General features: G+C 71.4%; 15 protein-coding genes. 3 read left to right on the forward strand and 12 right to left on the reverse strand.

What is annotated here, in order from left to right:
- The first annotated feature begins 1 nt into the window (after position 1).
- A complete protein-coding gene (pknB, locus tag DEJ25_RS12505) occupies positions 2–2,041 on the forward strand; it encodes a Stk1 family PASTA domain-containing Ser/Thr kinase (protein WP_111044902.1) in 2,040 nt (679 codons plus the stop codon).
- Between the two features lie 88 nt (positions 2,042–2,129).
- On the opposite strand, the gene DEJ25_RS12510 is transcribed toward pknB, so the two are convergent.
- From DEJ25_RS12510 to DEJ25_RS12520, 3 genes are all read right to left on the reverse strand, one after another.
- Positions 2,130–3,476 (reverse strand): class II 3-deoxy-7-phosphoheptulonate synthase, encoded by a 1,347-nt coding sequence (locus tag DEJ25_RS12510; protein ID WP_110903198.1) that lies wholly within the window; start codon positions 3,474–3,476, stop codon positions 2,130–2,132.
- 121 nt (positions 3,477–3,597) lie between these two features.
- Positions 3,598–4,323 carry a 1-acyl-sn-glycerol-3-phosphate acyltransferase gene (locus DEJ25_RS12515; protein WP_110903197.1) on the reverse strand — a complete coding sequence of 242 codons (726 nt, stop codon included), beginning with the start codon at positions 4,321–4,323 and terminating at the stop codon, positions 3,598–3,600.
- Positions 4,324–4,347: 24 nt separating this feature from the next.
- Positions 4,348–5,301, reverse strand: a complete 954-nt coding sequence (locus tag DEJ25_RS12520) for an ROK family glucokinase (RefSeq protein WP_110903196.1) — start codon at positions 5,299–5,301, stop codon at positions 4,348–4,350.
- Between the two features lie 122 nt (positions 5,302–5,423).
- Between DEJ25_RS12520 and DEJ25_RS12525 the strand changes: the two genes are divergently transcribed.
- Entirely contained in the window at positions 5,424–7,328 is a 1,905-nt protein-coding gene (locus tag DEJ25_RS12525; protein WP_258366493.1) for a long-chain fatty acid--CoA ligase, read from the forward strand.
- Positions 7,329–7,448: 120 nt separating this feature from the next.
- On the opposite strand, the gene DEJ25_RS17060 is transcribed toward DEJ25_RS12525, so the two are convergent.
- From DEJ25_RS17060 to DEJ25_RS12540, 4 genes are all read right to left on the reverse strand, one after another.
- Positions 7,449–7,580, reverse strand: a complete 132-nt coding sequence (locus DEJ25_RS17060) for a hypothetical protein (RefSeq protein ID WP_258366243.1) — start codon at positions 7,578–7,580, stop codon at positions 7,449–7,451.
- Between the two features lie 155 nt (positions 7,581–7,735).
- Positions 7,736–9,673, reverse strand: a complete 1,938-nt coding sequence (locus DEJ25_RS12530) for a hypothetical protein (RefSeq protein WP_111044875.1) — start codon at positions 9,671–9,673, stop codon at positions 7,736–7,738.
- Between the two features lie 212 nt (positions 9,674–9,885).
- A complete protein-coding gene (gene def, locus DEJ25_RS12535) occupies positions 9,886–10,380 on the reverse strand; it encodes a peptide deformylase (protein ID WP_111044876.1) in 495 nt (164 codons plus the stop codon).
- A gap of 1 nt (position 10,381) precedes the next feature.
- A complete protein-coding gene (locus DEJ25_RS12540) occupies positions 10,382–13,792 on the reverse strand; it encodes a pyruvate carboxylase (protein WP_111044877.1) in 3,411 nt (1,136 codons plus the stop codon).
- Positions 13,793–13,852: 60 nt separating this feature from the next.
- Between DEJ25_RS12540 and DEJ25_RS12545 the strand changes: the two genes are divergently transcribed.
- Positions 13,853–14,671 (forward strand): ParA family protein, encoded by an 819-nt coding sequence (locus tag DEJ25_RS12545; protein WP_110903195.1) that lies wholly within the window; start codon positions 13,853–13,855, stop codon positions 14,669–14,671.
- Between the two features lie 323 nt (positions 14,672–14,994).
- Here the strand turns inward: DEJ25_RS12545 and DEJ25_RS12550 are convergent, their stop codons facing one another.
- The 5 genes from DEJ25_RS12550 to DEJ25_RS12570 all read right to left on the reverse strand — a co-directional run bounded on the left by DEJ25_RS12550 (position 14,995) and on the right by DEJ25_RS12570 (position 21,015).
- The gene (locus DEJ25_RS12550) at positions 14,995–15,555 is read right to left on the reverse strand and encodes a MerR family transcriptional regulator (protein WP_110825505.1); all 561 of its coding nucleotides are present in this window, start codon (positions 15,553–15,555) and stop codon (positions 14,995–14,997) included.
- A 184-nt stretch (positions 15,556–15,739) separates the two neighbouring features.
- Positions 15,740–16,444, reverse strand: a complete 705-nt coding sequence (locus DEJ25_RS12555) for a MerR family transcriptional regulator (RefSeq protein ID WP_110903080.1) — start codon at positions 16,442–16,444, stop codon at positions 15,740–15,742.
- Positions 16,444–16,914, reverse strand: coding sequence for an FHA domain-containing protein (locus tag DEJ25_RS12560; protein ID WP_110903079.1), 471 nt, complete (start codon positions 16,912–16,914; stop codon positions 16,444–16,446). Before DEJ25_RS12560 ends, DEJ25_RS12555 begins: the two co-directional genes overlap by 1 nt.
- A gap of 115 nt (positions 16,915–17,029) precedes the next feature.
- The gene (locus tag DEJ25_RS12565; protein ID WP_111044878.1) at positions 17,030–18,613 is read right to left on the reverse strand and encodes a chitinase; all 1,584 of its coding nucleotides are present in this window, start codon (positions 18,611–18,613) and stop codon (positions 17,030–17,032) included.
- A 2-nt stretch (positions 18,614–18,615) separates the two neighbouring features.
- Positions 18,616–21,015: a glycosyltransferase family 2 protein gene (locus DEJ25_RS12570; protein ID WP_111044879.1), complete on the reverse strand. Its 2,400-nt coding sequence runs from the start codon at positions 21,013–21,015 to the stop codon at positions 18,616–18,618.
- Positions 21,016–21,201 lie beyond the last annotated feature (186 nt).

Consider the following 21,201-nt stretch of genomic DNA (forward strand, 5'->3'; position numbering starts at 1 on the left):
GATGACCACGAACGCCGCCACGGACCCGATGATCGGTCGCATGATCGATCAGCGGTACCGCGTCCGCTCCCGCATCGCGCGCGGCGGCATGGCGACGGTGTACCTGGCGACCGACGTCCGGCTGGAGCGCCGGGTCGCGGTGAAGATCATGCACGGGCACCTGGCGGACGACCAGGCGTTCCGGGAGCGCTTCATCCAGGAGGCCCGCTCCGCCGCCCGCCTGTCCCACCCGAACCTCGTCGGCGTCTACGACCAGGGCGCCGAGGACGACTGCGTCTACATCGTCATGGAGTACATCCCGGGCATCACGCTCCGGGACCTGCTGCACGAACACCGCGCGCTGACGCCCGAGCAGGCGACGGACATCCTCCGCGCCGTGCTCGCCGGCCTGGCCTCGGCCCACCGCGCCGGCATCGTGCACCGCGACCTCAAGCCGGAGAACGTCCTGCTCGCCGACGACGGGCGCATCAAGCTCGGCGACTTCGGGCTGGCCCGGGCCACCACCGCGAACACCGCGACCGGCGCCGCACTGCTCGGCACGATCGCGTACCTCTCCCCCGAGCTCGTCACCCGCGGCGCCGCCGACTCGCGCAGCGACATCTACGCGCTCGGCATCATGCTCTACGAGATGCTCACCGGCGAGCAGCCCTACAAGGGCGAGCAGCCGATGCAGATCGCGTACCAGCACGCGAATGACACGGTCCCCGCGCCGAGCGCGGCACGGCCGGGTGTCCCCGCCGAGCTCGACGACCTCGTCCTGTGGGCCACCGCCCGGGACCCGCGCGACCGTCCCCTCGACGCCCGCGAGATGCTCGACCACATGGCCGGCGCACAGCAGCGCGCGACCGGGCAGTACCGGACCGCCGTGCTCCGCCCCGAGAACGCGACCGCGATCCTCCCGTCCGGTGGCAGTCCCGGAGCCGCGGCCTTCGGGGACGACGTCGAGGACGCCAGCGAGCACGACACCACGGTCCTGGACCGCCGGGGCACGCAGGAGACGCCGTCGCGCCCCCGCAACCGCAACGCACCCGGGCCGCGCCGCACCGGCGCGGTGACCGCGACCCTGTCGCCGGCCGGACAGCGCTTGGCCGACAAGTCCGCCAAGCGGCGGAGGCGCGGCTGGATCGCCCTGGTCATCGTGCTCGTCCTGGCCGTCGTCGGTGCCGGGATCGCCGCCTGGTACGGCCCCGGGCCGGGCGGCAACGTCCGGATCCCCGCCGTCGCGGGCAAGACCGTCTCGCAGGTCCGCCAGGCGCTCGTGTCGAACGGTCTCCGTTCCGCCGAGGCCACCACGAGCCGTCCCGACCTGCAGGTGGCCGCCGGCCTGGTCACCGCGACCCAGCCGCCCGCCGACCGCGAGGTCCGGAAGGGCACCGCGATCCGCATCGTCGTGTCGAGCGGCCCGCGGATGATCAGCCTGCCGACGATCGTCGGGCAGTCCGTCTCCACCGCCCGCGCGGCGCTCGACGACGACTTCGACCTCCAGGACCCGCAGTACCGGTTCTCCGCCGATGTCCCCACCGACACCGTGATCGCCGCGACCGGACGCGACAGCTCGGGCGCGGTCGACCTCACCACCGTCGAGCAGTACCCGGAGCGCGGCCCGGTCACGCTCACCGTCTCGCTCGGCGCGGTCCCGGACGTCGCCGGCGAGACCGTCGCCGACGCGACCGCCACGCTGCAGGGCGTCGGCCTGGTGCTCGGCAGTCAGACACAGCAGTTCAGCGAGACGGCACCGGCCGGCCAGGTCATCTCCGCCGCCCCCGCCGACGACCCTGTCGTCAAGGGCACGGCCATCGACGTCGTCGTGTCGAAGGGGCCCGCGCCGATCACGATGCCGAGGGACCTCGAGGGGAAGACCATCGACGAGGCGACCGCGACCCTGCAGGCTCTCGGGCTGAAGGTCAGCTACCCGGACTGCACGAACATCCTCTGCGGGTTCTACGACTGGAAGAGCAAGCTGCCGGTCACGACCACGAACCCGGGCGCCGGGGCCACGGTCCACAAGGGCGACACGATCGCCCTCTCCTACGACCAGTAGGGCCCGCTGCGCGTCACGGTCCGACGACGGACGGGAGGCCCGACACCGGACCGGTGTCGGGCCTCCCGTCCTGCAGGCGGTCCAGCGGTCAACTGCGGGTGACCGACGGGTGCGAGCGGAGCTCCTCGGCCACCAGGAAGGCGAGCTCGAGGGACTGCATGTGGTTCAGCCGCGGGTCGCAGAGCGACTCGTAGCGGGTGGCCAGGGTGGCCTCGTCGATGTGCTCCGAGCCGCCGAGGCACTCGGTGACGTCGTCGCCCGTGAGCTCGACGTGCATGCCGCCCGGGTACGTGCCGACCGCGCGGTGGACCTCGAAGAAGCCGAGGACCTCGTCCACGACGTCGTCGAAACGGCGCGTCTTGTAGCCGTTCGGGGTCGTCAGGCCGTTGCCGTGCATCGGGTCCGTGACCCACAACGGGGTGGCGTCCATGCCCTTCACCGCTTCGAGCAGCTTGGGCAGCTCGTCGCGGATCTTGCCGGCTCCCATACGCGTGATGAAGGTGAGGCGGCCCGGCTCGCGCTCGGGGTCGAGCTTCTCGATGAGGGCTTCCATGTCGGCGACCGTCGTGGTCGGGCCGAGCTTCACGCCGATCGGGTTCCGCACGCGGGACAGGAAGTCGACGTGGGCGCCGTCGAGGTCACGCGTGCGCTCCCCGATCCAGATGAAGTGGCCGGACGTGTCGTAGGGCTGGCCGGAGCGCGAGTCGATCCGGGTCATCGGGCGCTCGTAGTCCATGAGCAGGCCCTCGTGCGAGGCGTAGAACTCGACGTGCTTGAGCGCTTCGAAGTCGGCACCGCAGGCGGCCATGAACTGGATCGCGCGGTCGATCTCGGCGGCCAGGTTCTCGTAGCGGGCGTTCGCCGGGTTGGCGGCGAAGCCCTTGTTCCACGAGTGCACCTGCCGCAGGTCCGCGAAGCCGCCCTGGGTGAACGCGCGCACCAGGTTCAGGGTCGACGCGGCCGTGTGGTACCCCTGCACCAGTCGACGCGGGTCCGCCTGGCGGGACTCCGGCGTGAAGTCGTAGCCGTTGACGATGTCACCGCGGTACGCCGGCAGCGTGACGTCCCCGCGGGTCTCGAGGTCGCTCGACCGGGGCTTGGCGAACTGGCCCGCCATCCGGCCCATCTTGATGACCGGCGTCGACGCCCCGTAGGTGAGGACGACCGCCATCTGCAGGATCGTCTTGACGCGGTCGCGGATCGAGTCGGCGGTGGCACCGGCGAAGGTCTCGGCGCAGTCACCCCCCTGCAGCAGGAACGCCCGTCCGGACGCCGCGGCGGCCAGGCGGTCGCGGAGCTGGTCCACTTCCCCCGCGAAGACGAGCGGCGGCAGCGTGGCGATCTCGGCCGAGGCGGCTTCGGCGGCCGCGGGGTCCGGCCACGTCGGCTGCTGCTTGATCGGGAGCGTGCGCCAGTGGTCGAGGCCCGCGATCAGGTCCGGATCCTGCAGGGTGAGGGAGTCGATCGACTCGGACAAGGCTGCACCTCGGTGTTCTGGTTCGCGCACGGCCGTCGGCGGGCCGACGGCGTCCCGACGGATGCGGGACCGTCCGAGCCTACCGTCCGGCGGTGGTGCGACGCTCGCGCATGACGCTCTCGCGGGCCGTGGTGGCCCGCTCCTTGACGCTCGTCGCGTAGACGTCCTCGTACTCCTGCCGGCTCAGCCCGCGGAGCTCGTGCATGATCTCGTCCGTGACGCTCCGCAGGATGAAGCGGTCGGTCTCCAGGCCCTCGAAGCGCGAGAAGTCGAGCGGCTTGCCGAAGACGACGCCGACCCGCTTGAACTTCGGGAACTTCTGGCCGATCTGCTGGACCTCGCGCGTGCCGACCATGGCGACGGGGACCACCACGACCCGGCCCTCCAGGACCATCCGAGCGATGCCGGTGCGGCCACGGTAGAGCTTGCCGTCCGGGCTGCGGGTGCCCTCGGGGTAGATGCCGAGCTGCTCGCCGCGGGCCAGGACCTGCAGGCCGGTGCGGAGCGAGGCCTCGGACGCCTTGCCGCCGGAGCGGTCGATCGGCAGCTGTCCGATCGCGTTGAAGAACGTCTTCGTCGCCCAGCCCTTGAGGCCACGCCCGGTGAAGTAGTCGCTCTTCGCCAGGAACGACATCCGGCGGTCGAGCACGGCCGGCAGGATCACCGAGTCGATGAACGACACGTGGTTCGACGCGAAGATGACCGGGCCGGAGGCCGGGACGTTCTCACGTCCGATCACCCACGGCCGGAACAGGGTCAGGATGAGCGGGCCGAGCACGAAGTTCTTCAGCAGCCAGTAGAGCATCATCGACTCCGTCGGGTGGGGGTGTCAGGCCGTTCGGGCGTGGATGCGGGCGAGGTCGGCGGCACCGACGACGCCGGCGTCGTTGACGAGCTCGGCGATCACGAAGTCCGGCTCCGGGTGGTAGCCCCGGGCCGGCAGGTTGTTGAGGTACGCCTGCTTGATCGGTTCGAGCAGCCGGTCCCCCGCGCTCGCGACACCGCCGCCGAAGACGAACAGCTGCGGGTCGAGCACGGCCGACAGCGACGCGCAGGCCTCGCCGAGGTGTCGGCCGAGACGCCGGAGGGCCGCGAGGGCACCCGGGTCGTCGGCGAGGATGAGCTCCCCCACGACGGCGCCGTCGAGGTGCCCGCCGTTGGCGTCACGCGCTTCGGCCAGGGCGACACCGATGCCGCCGGCGTCCGCGACGTCGTTCGCCATCCGCTGCAGGGCGCGGCCGGAGCCGTACTGCTCGATGCAGCCGCGGGCACCGCAGCCGCAGGGCAGGCCGTTCGGGACGATCCGCAGGTGGCCGATCTCGCCGCCGGTGCCGAAGCCACCGCGGAACAGCCGGTCCTCCGTCACGATCGCGCCGCCGACACCCGTGCCGATGGTGAGCATGGTCATGTCGGACACGAGCCGTCCGGCGCCGAAGCGGAACTCCGCCCATCCGGCGGCGTTCGCGTCGTTGTCGACGGTGATGTGCAGGTCGCCCAGACGCTCCTGGAGCTTCTGGCGCAGCGGCTCGTTCCGCCAGCGGATGTTCGGCGTGTAGTACACGATCGACTGCGAGGCGTCGATGAAGCCCGGGGCCGCGACCCCCACCGCACCGACCTGGTGCTGGAGTCTGAGGCGCTCGACCATCGACACGACGTCGTCGAGCATGGCGACCGGGTCCGCAGCGTTCGTGGCGACGCGGTCCTCGGCGAGGATCTCGCCGAGCTCCGTGACGACCGCTCCCGCGATCTTGGTGCCCCCGATGTCGATTCCGATGGCATGCACGAACACGGAGCCTACCGGTTCGGCGGCGACTCACCGAACGTCCCGGCAGGCGTCCTATGCTGAGCGCGAGCCGTCTCGAAGATGAGCGGACTCACATCGAACGGGACAACGAGGGAGTTGCCGTGACCGATCAGCGTGCCGACCGCACGACGTCCACCAGCACGGGCGGATCGCCCGCCGCGCACGAGGCAGTACCGGCCGGTGACACCGGCCCGGTCGCCCCCGACCACGGCTCCGCCGCCCGCCTGCTGTCCGACCGCGCACGGCTGACCCCCGCGCGACCGATCCTGGCCGAGCGCACCGGCGACACGTGGACCGGCATCGCCGCCGCGGACGTCCTGGCCCGGGTCCGCGCCATCGCGAAGGGCTTCGTCGCCGCCGGTCTGCAGCCCGGGGCGCACGTCGCGATCCTCTCCCGCACGCGCATGGAGTGGACACTCGTCGACTTCGCGGTGTGGACCGCGGGCCTGGTGTCCGTGCCCGTCTACGAGACGAGCTCCCCGGACCAGATCCGCCACATCCTGTCGGATTCCGAGTCCGTGGCGATCGTCGTCGAGAAAGAGGAGCACGCGCGCCGCGTCGCCGGCATCGCGCCCGAGCTGCCCCACCTCGGGCAGCACTGGACCATCGACGGCGGTGGCCTGGACGACCTGGCACGCCTCGGTGAGGAGATCGCCGACGACGAGCTCGACGCCCGCACCGCCGCCGTCTCCGGCCGCGACGACGCCACCATCATCTACACCTCGGGCACCACAGGCCGGCCGAAGGGGTGCGTGCTGCGCCACGACAACTTCACCGCCACGGTGGAGGGCTCGACCGAGGCGATGTCCGAGATCGTCGCCGGGGACGCCTCCACGCTGTTGTTCATCCCGATGGCCCACGTCTTCGCACGGTTCATCGCCGCGATGTCGGTCTCGGCGGGCGTCCTGGTCGGCCACGAGCCGGACACGAAGGACCTCATGCGGGCGGTCTCCACCTTCAAGCCGACGTTCCTGCTGGCGGTCCCCCGGGTGTTCGAGAAGATCTACAACTCGGCCGAGCAGAAGGCCGACCTCGGCGGCAAGGGCCGCGTCTTCCGCGCCGCCGCCGCCACCGCCGTCGCGCACTCCGAGGCCGTGGCCGCCGGACGGGTCCCGCTCGGGCTCGCCCTGCGTTTCCGCCTGTTCGACCGGCTCGTCTACAGCAAGCTCCGGGACGCGATCGGCGGCCGTGTCCGCTACGCCATCAGCGGCTCCGCGCCGCTCTCCCCGCGGCTGTCGCACTTCTTCCGCTCGATCGGTGTGCAGATCCTCGAGGGTTACGGGCTCACCGAGACGACCGCCCCCGCGACGGTGAACCGGGCGACCGAGCTCCGGATCGGGTCGGTCGGCCGGGCACTCCCGGGCGTCGAGGTCCGGATCGCGGACGACCAGGAGATCCTGATCCGCGGCGTCGACGTCTTCGACCGCTACTGGCAGAACCCGGAGGCCACCGCCGCCGCCTTCCGCGACGGCTGGTTCCGCACCGGCGACCTCGGTCGGCTGGACGGCGACGGGATCCTGTCCGTCACCGGCCGCGCCAAGGAGCTCATCGTCACCGCGAGCGGCAAGAACGTCGCGCCGGCCCCGCTCGAGGACGCGATCCGCGAGCACCCGATCGTCGGGCAGGTCGTCGTCGTCGGTGAGGGCAAGCCGTTCGTCGCCGCGCTCGTCACGCTGGACCGCGAGATGCTCCCCGGCTGGTGCGAGGCACGCGGCATCACCCCGCCGCTCAGCCCGCAGCAGGCGGCACACGACGAGCGGGTGCAGCAGGCCGTCCAGGAGGCCGTGGACACCGCGAACGGACGGGTGTCCCGTGCCGAGTCGGTCCGGTCCTTCTCGGTCGTCGACGCGGACCTGACCGAGGCCTCCGGACACCTGACGCCGAAGCTCACGATCAAGCGTTCGGTCGTCCTCCGGGACTTCGCCGCGGACATCGAGTACATCTACTCGGGCTCGAAGGTGCAGACCAGGGCGACGCCGGTGGTGCAGTCGCGACGGCGGCACTGAGCGCCCGGCACCGGCCGGACCGCCTGGAGGCCCGCCACCCGTCCGTCGGACGGGTGGCGGGCCTCCAGTGCGTGGCCGGTGTGGCCGGTGGCTGACTGACCGACGTCGCGGTCGGGCCGATCAGGCCTGCGGGGCCTCGGGAGCGTCGATCGGGTCGAGGACCGCGGTCGATGCGGTGCTCGTCGAGACCTGCTCGGGGCGGCGGTTGGTGCGGGTGCGGTGCGAGCTGAGCTCGTCGTTCTGGGGTGCCATCGTGCTCGTCCTGGGAGAGTGGGAACCGCCGGCGGGTGACCGACTGCGGAACACCGTACCTCGCGATGAGGACAGTGCGACAATCCCGCGTCCGGGTGTCACGTTCCGTCCCCCGAGGGCGTCCCCCGGTGCGACGACCGGAGGACGCGACGAGGTCAGCGGACGGTGACCGACCGACAGCCGAGCAGCGGGTTCGTCGACCCGGCGCCGACGTTGATCCCGTAGGCGCAGACGTCGTGCGTGCCCGCCGACAGCCGGACCGTCGTGGAGTACCCGGACGCGGCCGGAGCGGCGGGGTGTGCCCGGACGACGTCCGGACGGGCGAGCGACGTGGACACCCGTCCGAGGCTCTTCGTCCCGGTCTTCCCGTCGTAGAGGGCGACCGCGAGCGGGTTGCGCGTGTCCGGGTCGTACGCCCAGCCCGTGACGGTGACGCCACCGCTGCCGGCGGTCGCGGAGTCGAGGCGGCCGACGGGGTCGTGCGAGCGGTCCACCGAGGCCACCGGACCGGCCTTCATGACGACCGGCGCGCCGGCGGTCTCGTTGTCCGAACTGCCGTCCGGGTGCCGCAGCGTGACCTGCACGGCGTACTTGCCGGCGGGCATCGAGCCGAGTCGGAACGGCACCGAGTTCGCCCCCTTCGTCACGGCGACACCGGTGGCGATGCGCTGCCACGCCCCGCTGCCGGTGCGCACCGTGACGTCCGCGGTGCTGCCCGCCACCCAGGCGTTGTCGTGGAAGGTCACCGTGGTGGACCCGGTCGCCGCAGGGTCCGCACGCAGGTGCACGGACTTCAGGTGCCACACGGCTTTGCCCGGGTCCTCGTTCGGGTCGAAGCGGAGGCCGGTGATCGTCTGTCCGGCCCACCCGGCCTTCGGGGTGAGGGCGTCCTCGTCCAGCGGGTTCTGTGCCGTCAGGTCGACGCTCGTCTCGGCGGCGTTGCCGTTCGAGTAGGTCAGGAGGTCGTTGCCGATCTGCGGTGTGCCCGTCCCCGCGACGTTCCAGATCGCCCGGGCCATCTTGCCGCCGCCGGCCGAACCGGACAGGTCGAACGGTCCGTCGTACCGCATGTCCCACTGCAGGTAGTGGTAGGTGCTCCCCGCCATCCGCGAGACCGGCAGGTGGACCTGCGGGTCGTTCTGGTGCGGGCCGGCGTTCCGGGCGGTGATGCCCCGACTGTCGCGGGACAGAACGGTGGTGTTCGAGTACTTGACGTGCGAGGTCGCCGTCGCCGAGGTGAAGTTCCAGGGGCGACCGGTGGTGGCCGTCGCGTAGTCCTGCCCCTGCGTGGGGTTCGGGGTGTCCACGACGAGCTGGGGTCGCTGGGTCACGGTGTAGCCGGGGTAGGTCCCCGCGGGCATGCCAGCGTGGGGGTGGGAGGCGTCCGGTGCCGCGTGCAGCCGCACCCAGTCGATGCTCGCCTGCTTGCCGGTGTCGCCGGCGTTCCCGGGGAGGACCACCGGGTCGAGGCGGAAGACCACCTTCTTGCCGGACCGCCACGGCACCTTCGCGAGCAGGGTCGACTGCTTCGCGAGGTCGAACGTGTAGACGTGCGGGCCCTGCACGACCGGGAAGGTGAAACCGCCGCCACACGCTGCGGTCTGCTCGCGGCAGGTGAACCAGTACACCGCGCCGATGCGCTTCGTCAGCGGCTGGTCCATCGAGAAGGTCAACCGCGAGTACCGTGCCGGGTCGACCGGCTGACGAGCGCCGTCCCGGCCGGTCGCCAGGCTGCCCGAGATCGAGTGCACCAGGAACAGCTGGTCCCCCGGCGTCAGTCCCACCTTGAGTGCACCGCCGGACACCGTCGCGGGGGTGCCCGAGAAGTCGGTGTTGAAGTCCGCTGCGCTGGTGAAGTCCCAGGCGTCGCCGAACGCGTCGCTGGCGTAGTCGGCCGCCTCGGACTCCGTGGTCGCCGCGCTCGCCCGCACCGGCGCACCGACCACCGCGCCGAGGGTCAGACCGACCGCGACCGCGATCGCCGTGGCGACGGCCGCGGTTCGCCGCTGTCCCGGTGCGCGTGGTGCCCCGGGTGCTCGTGGCACCCCGGGTGCTCGTGGCGCCGGCCGCTGGATGGAGGTGTCGTCGTGCATGTGATGTCCCCTGCCTGGTCGTCCGGCGCCCGGTGACCGGGCGAACCGGGTGGACAGACGACGCGGCCGTTCCGACCCCCGGTTCGGGGTCGGCACGTCGGGAGCGCACGAGGTCGTCGAGCGGAGCCTACGACGCGGTCCGCGGCAGCGGAAGACGGACGGTCCACGGCGCGCAGTCGTACGGTCCTGCGAGCCGCAGGACGTCGTGCGTCCTAGTGGAACCAGTCCTGTGCGCGGATGTCCCGGAGCGCCTGCCGACGGGTCTCCGGGTCGAGGGTCATCACGTAGACGGTGCCGTCCAGGTGGTCGCACTCGTGCTGCAGGGCCTCGGCCATCAGTCCGGTCCCCTCGAGCTCCACCGGCTCGCCGTCGACGTCCACCCCCCGGACCTTGGCGTACGGGAAGCGCTTCGTCGGGTAGGCCAGGCCGGGCACGGACAGGCAGCCCTCGTCCATGAGCTCGGGCTCGCCGGAGGTCTCGACGACCTCGGGGTTGAGGACGTACCCGACCTCCCCGTCGACGTTGTACGAGAAGGCACGGAGCCCGACGCCGATCTGCGGAGCCGCGACGCCGGCGCGGCCGGGCTCCTGGACGGTGTCGATGAGGTCCTGCACGAGTTCGCGGATGCCGTCGGACCCGATGCGGACCGGGTCGGCGGGCGAACGGAGGACGGGGTCGCCGAACAGGCGGATGGGACGGACGGTCACGTTACTGCAGCACCACCAGGAGGTCGCCGGCGTCCACCTGCTGGGTCACCGGGATCGCGAGACGGCCGACGGTCCCCGCGACGGGTGCCGTGATGGCCGCTTCCATCTTCATCGCCTCGATGCTCGCCACGGCCTGACCGGCCTCGACGACGTCACCGACGGCGACCTTGAGCGTCACGACCCCGGCGAACGGGGCGGCGACGTGCTTCGGGTCGGACCGGTCCGCCTTCTCGGCGGCCTTGGTCTCGACGACGACCGAGCGGTCGCGCACGGCCACCGGCCGCAGCTGCCCGTTCATGGTCGTCATGACGGTCCGGATGCCCCGCGCGTCGACCTCGCCGATCGCCTCGAGCCCGACGAGCAGGTTCACGCCCCTGCCGAGCGGCACGACGTGCTCCTCGCCTGCCCGGAGGCCGTAGAGGTAGTCCACGGTGGGGACGATCGACAGGTCGCCGAACTCGTCGCGGACCTGTTGGAACTGCCGGGTCGGCTGCTCGAACAGCAGACGGTTCAGGGCCTGCTGCCGCACGGTCCCCGGGGTGTCGAGCGCGGCACGCTCGTGCTCCGGCACCGGCGTCACGGCGATCCGGACGTCACGGCCGGCCAGGACCTTCGAGCGGAACGGCTCCGGCCAGCCACCGGGCAGGTCGCCGAGCTCCCCCGCCATGAACCCGATCACGGAGTCCGGCACGTCGTACTTCTCGGGGTGCTGCTCGAAGTCCGCCGGGTCGGCGTCGACGGCGGCGAGCTGCAGGGCGAGGTCGCCGACGACCTTCGACGACGGGGTGACCTTGGGCGGGCGTCCGAGGATCCGGTTCGCCTCGGCGTACCAGTCCTCGACCTGCTCGAACCGGTCGCCGAGCCCGAGCGCGATGGCCTGCTGGCGGAGGTTCGACAGCTGCCCGCCGGGGATCTCGTGCTTGTAGACGCGGCCGGTCGGCCCGGCGAGCCCGGACTCGAACGGTGCGTAGACGCGGCGGACCGCTTCCCAGTAGGGCTCGAGGTCGCCGACCGCACCGAGGTCGATTCCGGTGTCCCGCTCGGTGTGCGCGAGCGCTGCCACCAGGGCGGACATGCTCGGCTGGCTGGTCGTGCCCGCCATCGGCGCCGCCGCGACGTCGACCGCATCCGCGCCGGCACGGGAGGCCGCGAGGAGCGTCGCGAGCTGCCCGCCCGCGGTGTCGTGGGTGTGCACGTGCACTGGCTGGTCGAACCGTTCCCGCAACGCGGCGACGAGCTTCTCGGCCGCCCCTGCGCGGAGGAGACCCGCCATGTCCTTGATCCCGATGACGTGCGCACCGGCGTCGACCATCTGCTCAGCGAGCCGCAGGTAGTAGTCGAGCGTGTAGAGGTCCTCGGCCGGGTCGAGGAGGTCGCCGGTGTAGCAGAGCGCCGCTTCCGCGACGGCCGTGCCGGTGGCGAGCACGGCCTCCAGGGCGGGACGCAGCTGACTCACGTCGTTCAGTGCGTCGAAGACCCGGAACACGTCGACGCCGGTGGCGGCGGCCTCGGCCACGAACGCGTCCGTCACCTCGGTCGGGTACGGCGTGTAGCCGACCGTGTTGCGGCCGCGCAGCAGCATCTGGATCGGGATGTTCGGCATCGCCTGGCGCAGCGACGTCAGGCGTTCCCACGGGTCCTCGCCGAGGAACCGGAGGGCGACGTCGTAGGTCGCTCCGCCCCAGGCCTCGACGCTGAGCAGCTGCGGGGTGAGCCGGGCGACGTACGGGGCGACCGCGACGAGGTCCTTCGTGCGGACCCGGGTGGCGAGGAGCGACTGGTGCGCGTCCCGCATCGTGGTCTCGGTGACGGCCAGGGCGGTCTGTGCGCGGAGCGAACGAGCCCACTCGGCCGGTCCGACGCGGAGCAGCAGGTCGCGCTGCCCCTCGGGGAGCGGCGCGGTGAGGTCGGCGGCCGGCAGCTTCAGCGCCGGGTCGACCACGTGCGCGGCCGGCGAGCCGTTCGGCTTGTTCACCGTGACGTCCGCGAGCCAGTTGAGCACCTTCGTGCCGCGGTCCTTCGACACGTGACCGTCGAAGAGCTGCGGACGCTCGCCGATGAACGCCGTGGAGACGTCACCTCGGGCGAAGTCCGGGTCCTCCAGGACGGCCTGCAGGAACGGGATGTTCGTGCTGACGCCGCGGATCCGGAACTCGGCGAGGGCACGACGCGCGCGGGCGACTGCCGCCGGGAAGTCCCGACCGCGGCACGTCATCTTCGCGAGCATCGAGTCGAAGTGCGGGCTGATCTGGGCACCCGTGGCCACCGTGCCGCCGTCCAGGCGGACGCCGGCACCGCCCGGGCTGCGGTAGGTGGTGATGCGGCCGGTGTCGGGCCGGAAGCCCTGCGTCGGGTCCTCGGTCGTGATGCGCGTCTGCAGCGCCGCACCGTGCACCGACACCGTGTCCTGCGACAGGCCGAGGTCGGCGAGGGTCTCCCCCGCGGCGATGCGCATCTGCGACTGGACGAGGTCGACGTCGGTGACCTCTTCCGTCACGGTGTGCTCGACCTGGATGCGCGGGTTCATCTCGATGAAGACGTGCTGGCCGGCCCGCTCGCCCACGGTGTCGAGCAGGAACTCGACCGTGCCGGCGTTGACGTACCCGATCGACCGGGCGAAGGCCACGGCGTCCCGGTGCAGTGCCGCGGCGACGGCGGGGTCGAGGTTCGGCGCCGGGGCGATCTCGACGACCTTTTGGTTGCGGCGCTGCACCGAGCAGTCCCGCTCGAACAGGTGGATCGTGCCGGCGTCGGTGCCGGTGGCGTCCGCCAGGATCTGGACCTCGATGTGGCGCGGCCGCAGCACCGCCATCTCGAGGAACATCGTCGGGTCACCGAACGCACTGTCGGCTTCGCGCATGGCCTCTTCGAGCGCCGGCCGGAGCTCGGCGGCGGTCTCGACGCGGCGCATGCCACGACCACCACCACCGGCGACGGCCTTCGCGAACACCGGGAACCCGATCGCTTCGGCGCCCGCGACGAGTTCGTCGACGTCGCGACTGGCCGGGGTGCTCTCGAGCACCGGGACGCCCGCGGCGATGGCGTGCTCCTTCGCGGTCACCTTGTTGCCGGCCATCTCGAGTACGTGCTCGCCCGGGCCGATGAAGGTGATGCCGGCCGCGGCGGCCGCGGCGGCGAGCTCCGGGTTCTCGGACAGGAACCCGTAGCCCGGGTAGATCGCGTCCGCCCCTGACTCGCGGGCCACCCGGATGATCTCCGAGACGTCCAGGTACGCGCGGACCGGGTGGCCGCGTTCGCCGATCAGGTAGGCCTCGTCGGCCTTCAACCGGTGCAGGGAGTTGCGGTCTTCGTACGGGTAGACCGCCACGGTCCGGGCACCGAGCTCGTACGCTGCGCGGAAGGCCCGGATGGCGATCTCGCCACGGTTCGCGACCAGGATCTTGGTGAACACGAGGTCCCTTTCAGCCCGGGTTGAGGTCTCACAACCTTACTGGCGGTAACGTTGCTCATCGTGCATGTACTCAGCGTGAGCTCCCTCAAGGGCGGTGTCGGCAAGACGACGGTGACGCTCGGCCTGACGTCAGCGGCGTTCGCCAGGGGTCTGCGCACCCTCGTGGTGGACCTCGACCCCCAGTCGGACGTCTCCACGGGCCTCGACATCGACCTGACCGGTCACCTCAACGTGGCCGACGTCCTCGAGAACCCGAAGGAGAAGATCGTCCGCCAGGCCATCGCGCCGTCCGGCTGGACGAAGGGTTCCCAGGGCAAGATCGATGTCATGGTCGGGTCGCCCTCGGCCATCAACTTCGACGGGCCACACCCGTCGATCCGCGACATCTGGAAGCTGGAGGAGGCGCTGGCGAACGTCGAGGCCGACTACGACCTCGTCCTCATCGACTGCGCCCCGTCCTTGAACGCGCTGACCCGCACCGCGTGGGCCGCTTCCGACCGGGTCTCCGTCGTCACCGAGCCCGGACTGTTCTCCGTCGCCGCCGCTGACCGGGCCCTCCGCGCGATCGAGGAGATCCGTCGTGGTCTCTCGCCGCGCCTCCAGCCCCTGGGCATCATCGTGAACCGCGCTCGGGTGCAGTCGCTCGAGCACCAGTTCCGCATCAAGGAGCTCCGCGACATGTTCGGGCCGCTCGTGCTCTCGCCGCAGCTGCCGGAGCGCACGTCGCTCCAGCAGGCGCAGGGTGCGGCGAAGCCCCTGCACGTCTGGCCGGGCGAGTCCGCGCAGGAGATGGCACGGAACTTCGACCAGCTGCTCGAGCGGATCATGCGCACGGGCAAGATCGGGCCGTACGCGGACGGCGCGGGCGCGATCGCCTGACGTTCGTCCGTCGCTCGGAGGGTCGCCCCCGGGCGGCCCTTCGTCGTTCCCGGGGGTCCCCGGCGGTGCCACGTGCTGGGGTGGTGGCCGGTGTCGGCCGCGCTCACCTGCCGACCGGACGGGACCAACGCGGTCCTCCGCGCCTCCCGAGGTCGCGCAACACGCCGCGTGACCGCTGCCGACGTCGCACGAACTGTCGGCCCGCAGCCGTGGAGGCGGCAGAACACGCGACCTCGCCGAGCACACGCGGGACGGGAGGGGCGGGGCGCGGCAGTCAGGCGGGCGTCGGAACCGGGATGGTCACGACACGACAGCCGGGACGGTCAGGACGCGCGGGTGGCCCGGCGGGCGGCGAGCTCGTCGCTCGGGTCCTCCGCCGGGGTGGCGTCGAGCTCCACCAGGGAGGACTCGACCTCGCGCAGGACCTTGCCCACGGCGATGCCGAAGACACCCTGTCCGCGAGAGACCAGGTCGATGACCTCGTCGTCCGAGGTGCACAGGTACACCGAGGCGCCGTCGGACATCAGGGTCGTCTGCGCCAGGTCGCTCACGCCGGCTTCGCGGAGCTGGTTGACGGCGGTGCGGATCTGCTGCAGGGAGATCCCGGTGTCGAGCAGGCGCTTGACGAGCTTGAGGACGAGGATGTCGCGGAAGCCGTAGAGCCGCTGCGACCCCGAGCCGGCAGCGCCGCGGATCGTGGGCTGCACGAGTTCGGTGCGGGCCCAGTAGTCGAGCTGTCGGTAGCTGATGCCAGCGGCCTTCGCAGCGACGGTGCCGCGGTAGCCGTTCTGCTCGTCGTGCTCGGGCAGGCCGTCGGTGAAGAGCAGCCCGAGGTCGTACCGCGTCATGTCAGACGGGGTACCGGGGACATCGTTCCCACTCATCAGCTTGCCTTCCACGACGATCGAGCTCCCACCCGAAGCTTCAACAGCGGGTTGAGAGTTGTTCCGAGGTCCACGGTAGCGAGTCGGGCGGCGTGGAAGCGGGACATCCGCACCGGCGCGTCCGGCGTGTCGAGGATATGCCCCGGCACCGACCGCCGTCGAGGGTCCGACCCGCCCGGACCGCTCACGAGTCGAGCCGACCGATGGCCGCACGGATGAGTGACGAGCGGATGACCTCGAGGTGTCCGGCGATCTCCCGGGCGAGTTCGAGCGCCTTCGCACGGGACGTGGCGTCACCACGACGGGACACCGGCATGAGCGCGGACTCGATGAGACCGACCTCGCGCTCAGCGGTGCTGCGGAAGGTGCGGAGGTGCCGGGGCTCGATGCCGGAGCGCTGCAGCTCGACGAGGGCCTTCAGCACACCGACCGAGTCCTCGCCGTAGGTGTCGGACGCCGGGATGAGCGAGGCGGACACCGCGTCGCCCACGAGCATCGGCGACGCTCCGGCAGCACGCTGCAGTTCGTCGCGGGAGTACCGGCGCTCGCGCCCGAGCATGGACGGCCGCGGCACGTCGCCACCACCCGGGAGGGTCGGTTCGCGTCCGGCGTCGAGGTCGGCCAGGTAGTCCTTGATGACCTTGAGCGGCAGGTAGTGGTCACGCTGCAGCCCGAGCACGATGCGCAGCCGGTCGACGTCGGTCGACGAGAACTTCCGGTAGCCGCTCTGGGTGCGCACCGGCGTGACGAGTTCGCGCTCCTCGAGGAAGCGCAGCTTGGAGCTCGACAGGTCGGGGAACTCCGGCTTCAGGCGGGCGAGGACCTGCCCGATCGTGAGCAGGTCCGGCGCCGGGGACACCGCCCGCGCCGCAGCGGAGCGGGGTGCCACTACGCGTTCGCCAGGCGCGCCAGGTCGACCCGGGAGGCGTAGAACGTCAGCCGGAACTTGCCGACCTGGACTTCGGAGCCGTCGACGAGCAGTGCTTCGTCGATGCGGACACCGTCGAAGTACGTCCCGTTCAGGGAACCGAGGTCCTTCACGCTGAACGACGTCCCGCGACGGACGAAGTCGGCGTGCTTGCGCGACACCGTCACGTCATCGAGGAAGATGCTCGCGTCGGGGTGTCTGCCGGCCGTCGTGACGTCGGAGTCGAGGAGGAACCGCGCACCGACGTTCGGGCCGCGACGGACGACGAGCAACGCCGAACCCGACGGCAGCGCCGAGATCGCGTCGCGTTCTTCCGCTGTGACTCCGGCCTCGGGCGTGAGCGCCGCGGCGTTCTCCATGCTGAAGGTCAGCGTGGTGTCGACCAGCCGCTGTTCCGGACGTCCCGGCTGCGGGACCACTGGATCTGGCATCGTGGACCTCCTCCTCTTGGTCGCCCAGCGTATCGGAAACGAGCGCGTCAGCGAGAGCCCCGTCCCCAGGGGACACGGGAGGCTCCCCGCCGGCCGGTGGGGAGCCTCCCGTCCGTCAACCGGCGGACCCTGCCCGGGCGACCTTCCCGGACCCCGCGTCGTGCAGGATCTCCTGGACCTCGGAGTCCTTGAGGCGGGTCCAGGGCGAGCCGTCGGGGTCGCTGGTCGAGGCCTCCGGGCTGTCGCGGGTGTTCCACCACTTCGCCTGGTACGGCGTGCCGTCGAACAGGACCCGGTCGCCGGTGTCGTAGGTCGTGGTGCCCGACCACGCCGGGTACGTCCCGGTCGGCAGGCTCACGGGCGCGACCGGCTTCTCACCCGGCAGCACCGGGCCGACGAGCTGCCACGGCGTCTCGTACGAGCTGAGCACGGCGTCGTCGGGCAGGTCGCCGGAGGTCCACCACTTGGCCTCGTAGACGTTGTGGTGCCAGACGGTCTTCGTGCCCTCGAGGTAGGCCGACTCCTTGTCCCACACCGGGTAGGGGCTGGTCGACGGGTCGTCGGACGGCTGCGTGGTGGAGGACGGCTCGGCCTTCGTGACGTCGCCCGACGCCGCGACGATGCCGCCGCTGAAGCCCTTGCCGAGCACGTCGGCGAACAGCTTGCCGTCCTGGTCGACCCCCGAGCACGAGTTCGACACGGTGGACAGGTTCACGTAGTTCGAGCCGCAGGTGGTGTCGCGGTTGAGGGACCACATCGACATCCGGCCGAGCCCCTGCTGCCGTGCCCAGGCGTTCAGCTTCGTCGCGTCGGCGAGCGTGACGGCCTCGTCCGGCACGTCGTTCTGCCCGATCATCGGCGTCGCCCCGGTCTTGTGCCAGAGGGTGCGGTCGCCGAGCGGGGTCCCGGCGCGGGTGTAGAGGATGCCGAGCTGGCGGTGGACCTGCTGCAGGGTCTCGACGGACGCGGAGTACATGCTCTGGCTGGAGCCCTTGCCGTCGCCGTAGTCCATCGTCATCGCGTTCACGCCCGCCAGGTCGACCCCGGCGTGGAGGAACTGCGCGACGGCCTTCGTGCCGTCGGCGGTGAGGCCACCGGGCGCTGCCGGCAGGGTGAGCCAAACGGCGAGCGGATGACCGGCGTGACGACGCTGCGCCTGCAGGTCTGCGACCGCCTGGGCCCGGCGCTTGCCGGCTGCCGTCTTCGTGAGGTCGTCGCTCTCGATGTCGAAGTCGACTGTGGAGACGTCGTACCGCTTGACGACGCTCCCGTAGGCGGACACGAGCTTGTGCTGGTCCGTGCACGTCGATGCGAGCTCGTCGTTGGCCAGACCGCCGAACGAGACACCGACGGCGCCCTTCTGCTGCTCCAGTCGAGCGATGCGGCGGTCCAGGTCGAGCTGGTCCCCTGCTTCCTCGAGCCCGTAGGCCGCGCCCCAGGTCGGGGTGCAGGCCTCGTCGTGGCCCGCGACGACGAAGGACAGCATGACGTCGCGGCCCTTCGCGGACTTGACGTCCTCGAACGGGAACGTCGGGGTGACGGTGACGTCCGTGTAGGCGGCGAACCAGGGCTCCACCGTCTCGGATGCCTGGGCGCTCTGCCACCGGTCGACGCCGGCGTACCCGCCGACGGCGACCGCGAGGGCGACCACGGTGGCCAGGGCGACCCGGACCGGGGAGAGTCGTCGTGTGGTGCTCATGGTCAGGCCGCCGTCTTCTCGTCGTGCTGCACGGCGAGGCCATGCCGGGTGCCGGCGGTGCCGGTCCCGAGGTGGTCGGTCCCCAGGTGCTCGGGGATGGTGGTGCCGCGCTGGCCGAAGTAGAGCACGGAGCGCCAGTCTTCGGTGGCGGGTGCCGCCTCCGGGACGAGACCGCGACGGACCGCCTTCGCGGAGGCGCGCTCGTCCTTCCGGGCGGCGCGGCGTGCGGCGCGGGCGGACGGGTCGTAGAACATCCACTTCGTCGCCCAGATGAAGACGTCGACGACGGAGTTCCACAGGCCGATGTAGGCGACGATCGCGTACATCGCGAGCAGGGCGTTGAACGCGGCGAACACCGCGTTGCCCCAGTTCTGCGCGCCGAAGTCCCGCACGAACGTGAACACCGAGAACGCGACCATCGCGTACGGAGCCAGGACGTACAGCGCGGGTGATGCCGTCCGGTCGCGGACCTTGGGCGTGCGGGCGAACGGGATCTTCTTCGCGGTGAGGGCCTGCTGCACGCTCTTCAGCACACCGGCGACGTTCACCGGCATGAGGATCAGGTTGAACCCGTAGATGCGCAGGATGTCGGTCCGCTTGTACCCGCAGTAGCGCAGGTCGCTCGCGAAGAGCCAGAAGTACGGCAGGGCGGCGAGCAGCACCATCGGGCTGAGCAGTCGGGAGTCGTACGGGTACGCCAGCAGGAAGATGAGGCCGAGCGACCCCCAGGCGATCGACGCCATGTAGTTGACGCGGAGCGCCATCTCGACCACGCTGACGCGCTCACCGCGGGCCCGGCGCTCGCGCACCTGGCGGATGTACTTCGGCAGGATGAGCAGGCCGCCGTTCGCCCAGCGTCGCCGCTGCACGATCAGGGAGCCGAAGTCCGGCGGGGTGGCGCTGTAGGACAGGCGCTCCGGGTAGTTGACGAGGGTCCAGCCGTGCATGCCCAGGTCGACGCTCGACTCGGTGTCCTCGATGACGGTGCGGTCCTGCACGTACCGCTTCACCTCGAAGCCGCCGACGGTCTCGGTCTCCTCGATGTCGCGGAGCGCCCGGGTGCGGATGACCGCGTTCGCGCCGACCCAGAAGGTGGCGCCGTACTTCGACATGCCCTGGTGCAGGATGTGCTGGATGTCGGTCGTCGCACCGGCGAGGCGCTCGATGCGGGTCGCGGCACCGCGGAAGGACGAGTACGGCGTCTGGGTGACGGCGACGCGCTCGTTCTCCGGCTGCTCGAGGAAGTGGACCAGGCGGAGGCAGTAGTCGCGGAGCAGCACCGAGTCGGCGTCGAGCGTCAGCACGTAGTCGGACGCGGGCACGACCAGGTCGGCGTCGGCCGGGTCGGTGACGGTGCGCAGGACGGTGCCGGACGCGGTCTCCTCGTGGCGGTAGGCGCTGCCGAGCAGGCCGATGTACGAGTTCAGGTTCATCGCCTTGTTCGCCTCGTGCGAGAGGTTCGCGGAGCGCTTCCGCTCGAAGGTGGTGAGCTCGGCGGTGAAGGTCCAGGCCAGGCGACGCTGCAGCTCGACCGCGCGGGCCGAGGTGACGTCGGTGGACTCGGCGTCCCCGGCGTCGATGATCGCGGCGTCGAGCGCCTCGGCCGTCAGGCGGAACTCGTCCGCCAGGCCGACGAGGACCTGGTCGGTGAAGAAGTGGTCGACGTGGTCGGCGACGCCGTGCTCGCGGGCGTGGCGGCGGAGCCAGGCGTCTGCCCAGCGGTGGTGCGCGACCAGGGTGCGCACGGCCTCCACGGAAGCCTGCGGGGCGTTGGCGGCCTCGACCTCGGCGGAGAGCAGGGCTTCCTGGAACCGGCGGGACGGCGCGGCGAGCTGCCTCTGGATGGTGTCGGCGACGGCGCGGGTGCGCTCGAGCTTCGCGGCGGTCTCCGGGTCGGTCGGGAACGGCGAGTCGTCGACGAGCAGCACGATGCGGAGGTTCGGGTACTCCTGCAGTGCGGCGGACCACAGCGTGGTCGCGACGACCTCGGGCTCCTCGGCGTAGCTCGGCACGAGGACGGTGAGCGGCGACTCGTGCCCCTCGGCGAAGTGCCGGTCGAGCTCGGCGCGCGGGACGCGGACGTGGGTGGCGAAACGCTCGAGTGCCCCCTGGCGGGCGACCAGGTGCATCAGGGCCGAGAAGGTCAGGAAGGTGACGACGACGGTGTACGAGATCGCCTCGGTCGTGAACCGGAAGCTCTCGGTGCCGGAGTCCAGGAACTGGCGGATCACCGTGTAGACGACGTAGGCCAGCCAGAACGCGATCGTCAGGATGATGGCGACCCGGCCGGAGACGAGCTTCCGGTCGGAGGGGCGGGCGTGGATCGTGTCGAGCGGCTGGGTCCGCCGCTCGGCACCCCACTGGCGGCGGCGCATCGGGGCGTCGTCGAGCTGTTCGGGCATGCTGTCCTTCGTTCGTACCGGACCAGCAGCCGTCGGGTGTGGGCGCTGTCGGGAGTCCGGTGGTCGCCGATGACGGTACGGCGACGGCTGTCGAGGTGCGGACCCTCGGACGGGGGGTTCCGGGCACCTCGTGCGGGATCCCGCAAGCCTGCGCGCGGACCCGCATCGACCCCGCGTCCGGGGGTG

The organism is Curtobacterium sp. MCPF17_011 (genome assembly GCF_003234145.1).
Classification (GTDB): Bacteria; Actinomycetota; Actinomycetes; order Actinomycetales; family Microbacteriaceae; genus Curtobacterium.

Bases quoted from the DNA above. Each gene is read 5' to 3' on its own strand.
- pknB (WP_111044902.1), top strand. From the start codon at position 2: ATGACCACGAACGCCGCCACGGACCCGATGATCGGTCGCATGATCGAT.
- DEJ25_RS12515 (WP_110903197.1), bottom strand. From the start codon at position 4,323: ATGCTCTACTGGCTGCTGAAGAACTTCGTGCTCGGCCCGCTCATCCTG.
- DEJ25_RS17060 (WP_258366243.1), bottom strand. From the start codon at position 7,580: ATGGCACCCCAGAACGACGAGCTCAGCTCGCACCGCACCCGCACCAAC.
- DEJ25_RS12530 (WP_111044875.1), bottom strand. From the start codon at position 9,673: ATGCACGACGACACCTCCATCCAGCGGCCGGCGCCACGAGCACCCGGG.
- DEJ25_RS12550 (WP_110825505.1), bottom strand. From the start codon at position 15,555: ATGAGTGGGAACGATGTCCCCGGTACCCCGTCTGACATGACGCGGTAC.
- DEJ25_RS12560 (WP_110903079.1), bottom strand. From the start codon at position 16,914: ATGCCAGATCCAGTGGTCCCGCAGCCGGGACGTCCGGAACAGCGGCTG.
- DEJ25_RS12565 (WP_111044878.1), bottom strand. From the start codon at position 18,613: ATGAGCACCACACGACGACTCTCCCCGGTCCGGGTCGCCCTGGCCACC.
- DEJ25_RS12570 (WP_111044879.1), bottom strand. From the start codon at position 21,015: ATGCCCGAACAGCTCGACGACGCCCCGATGCGCCGCCGCCAGTGGGGT.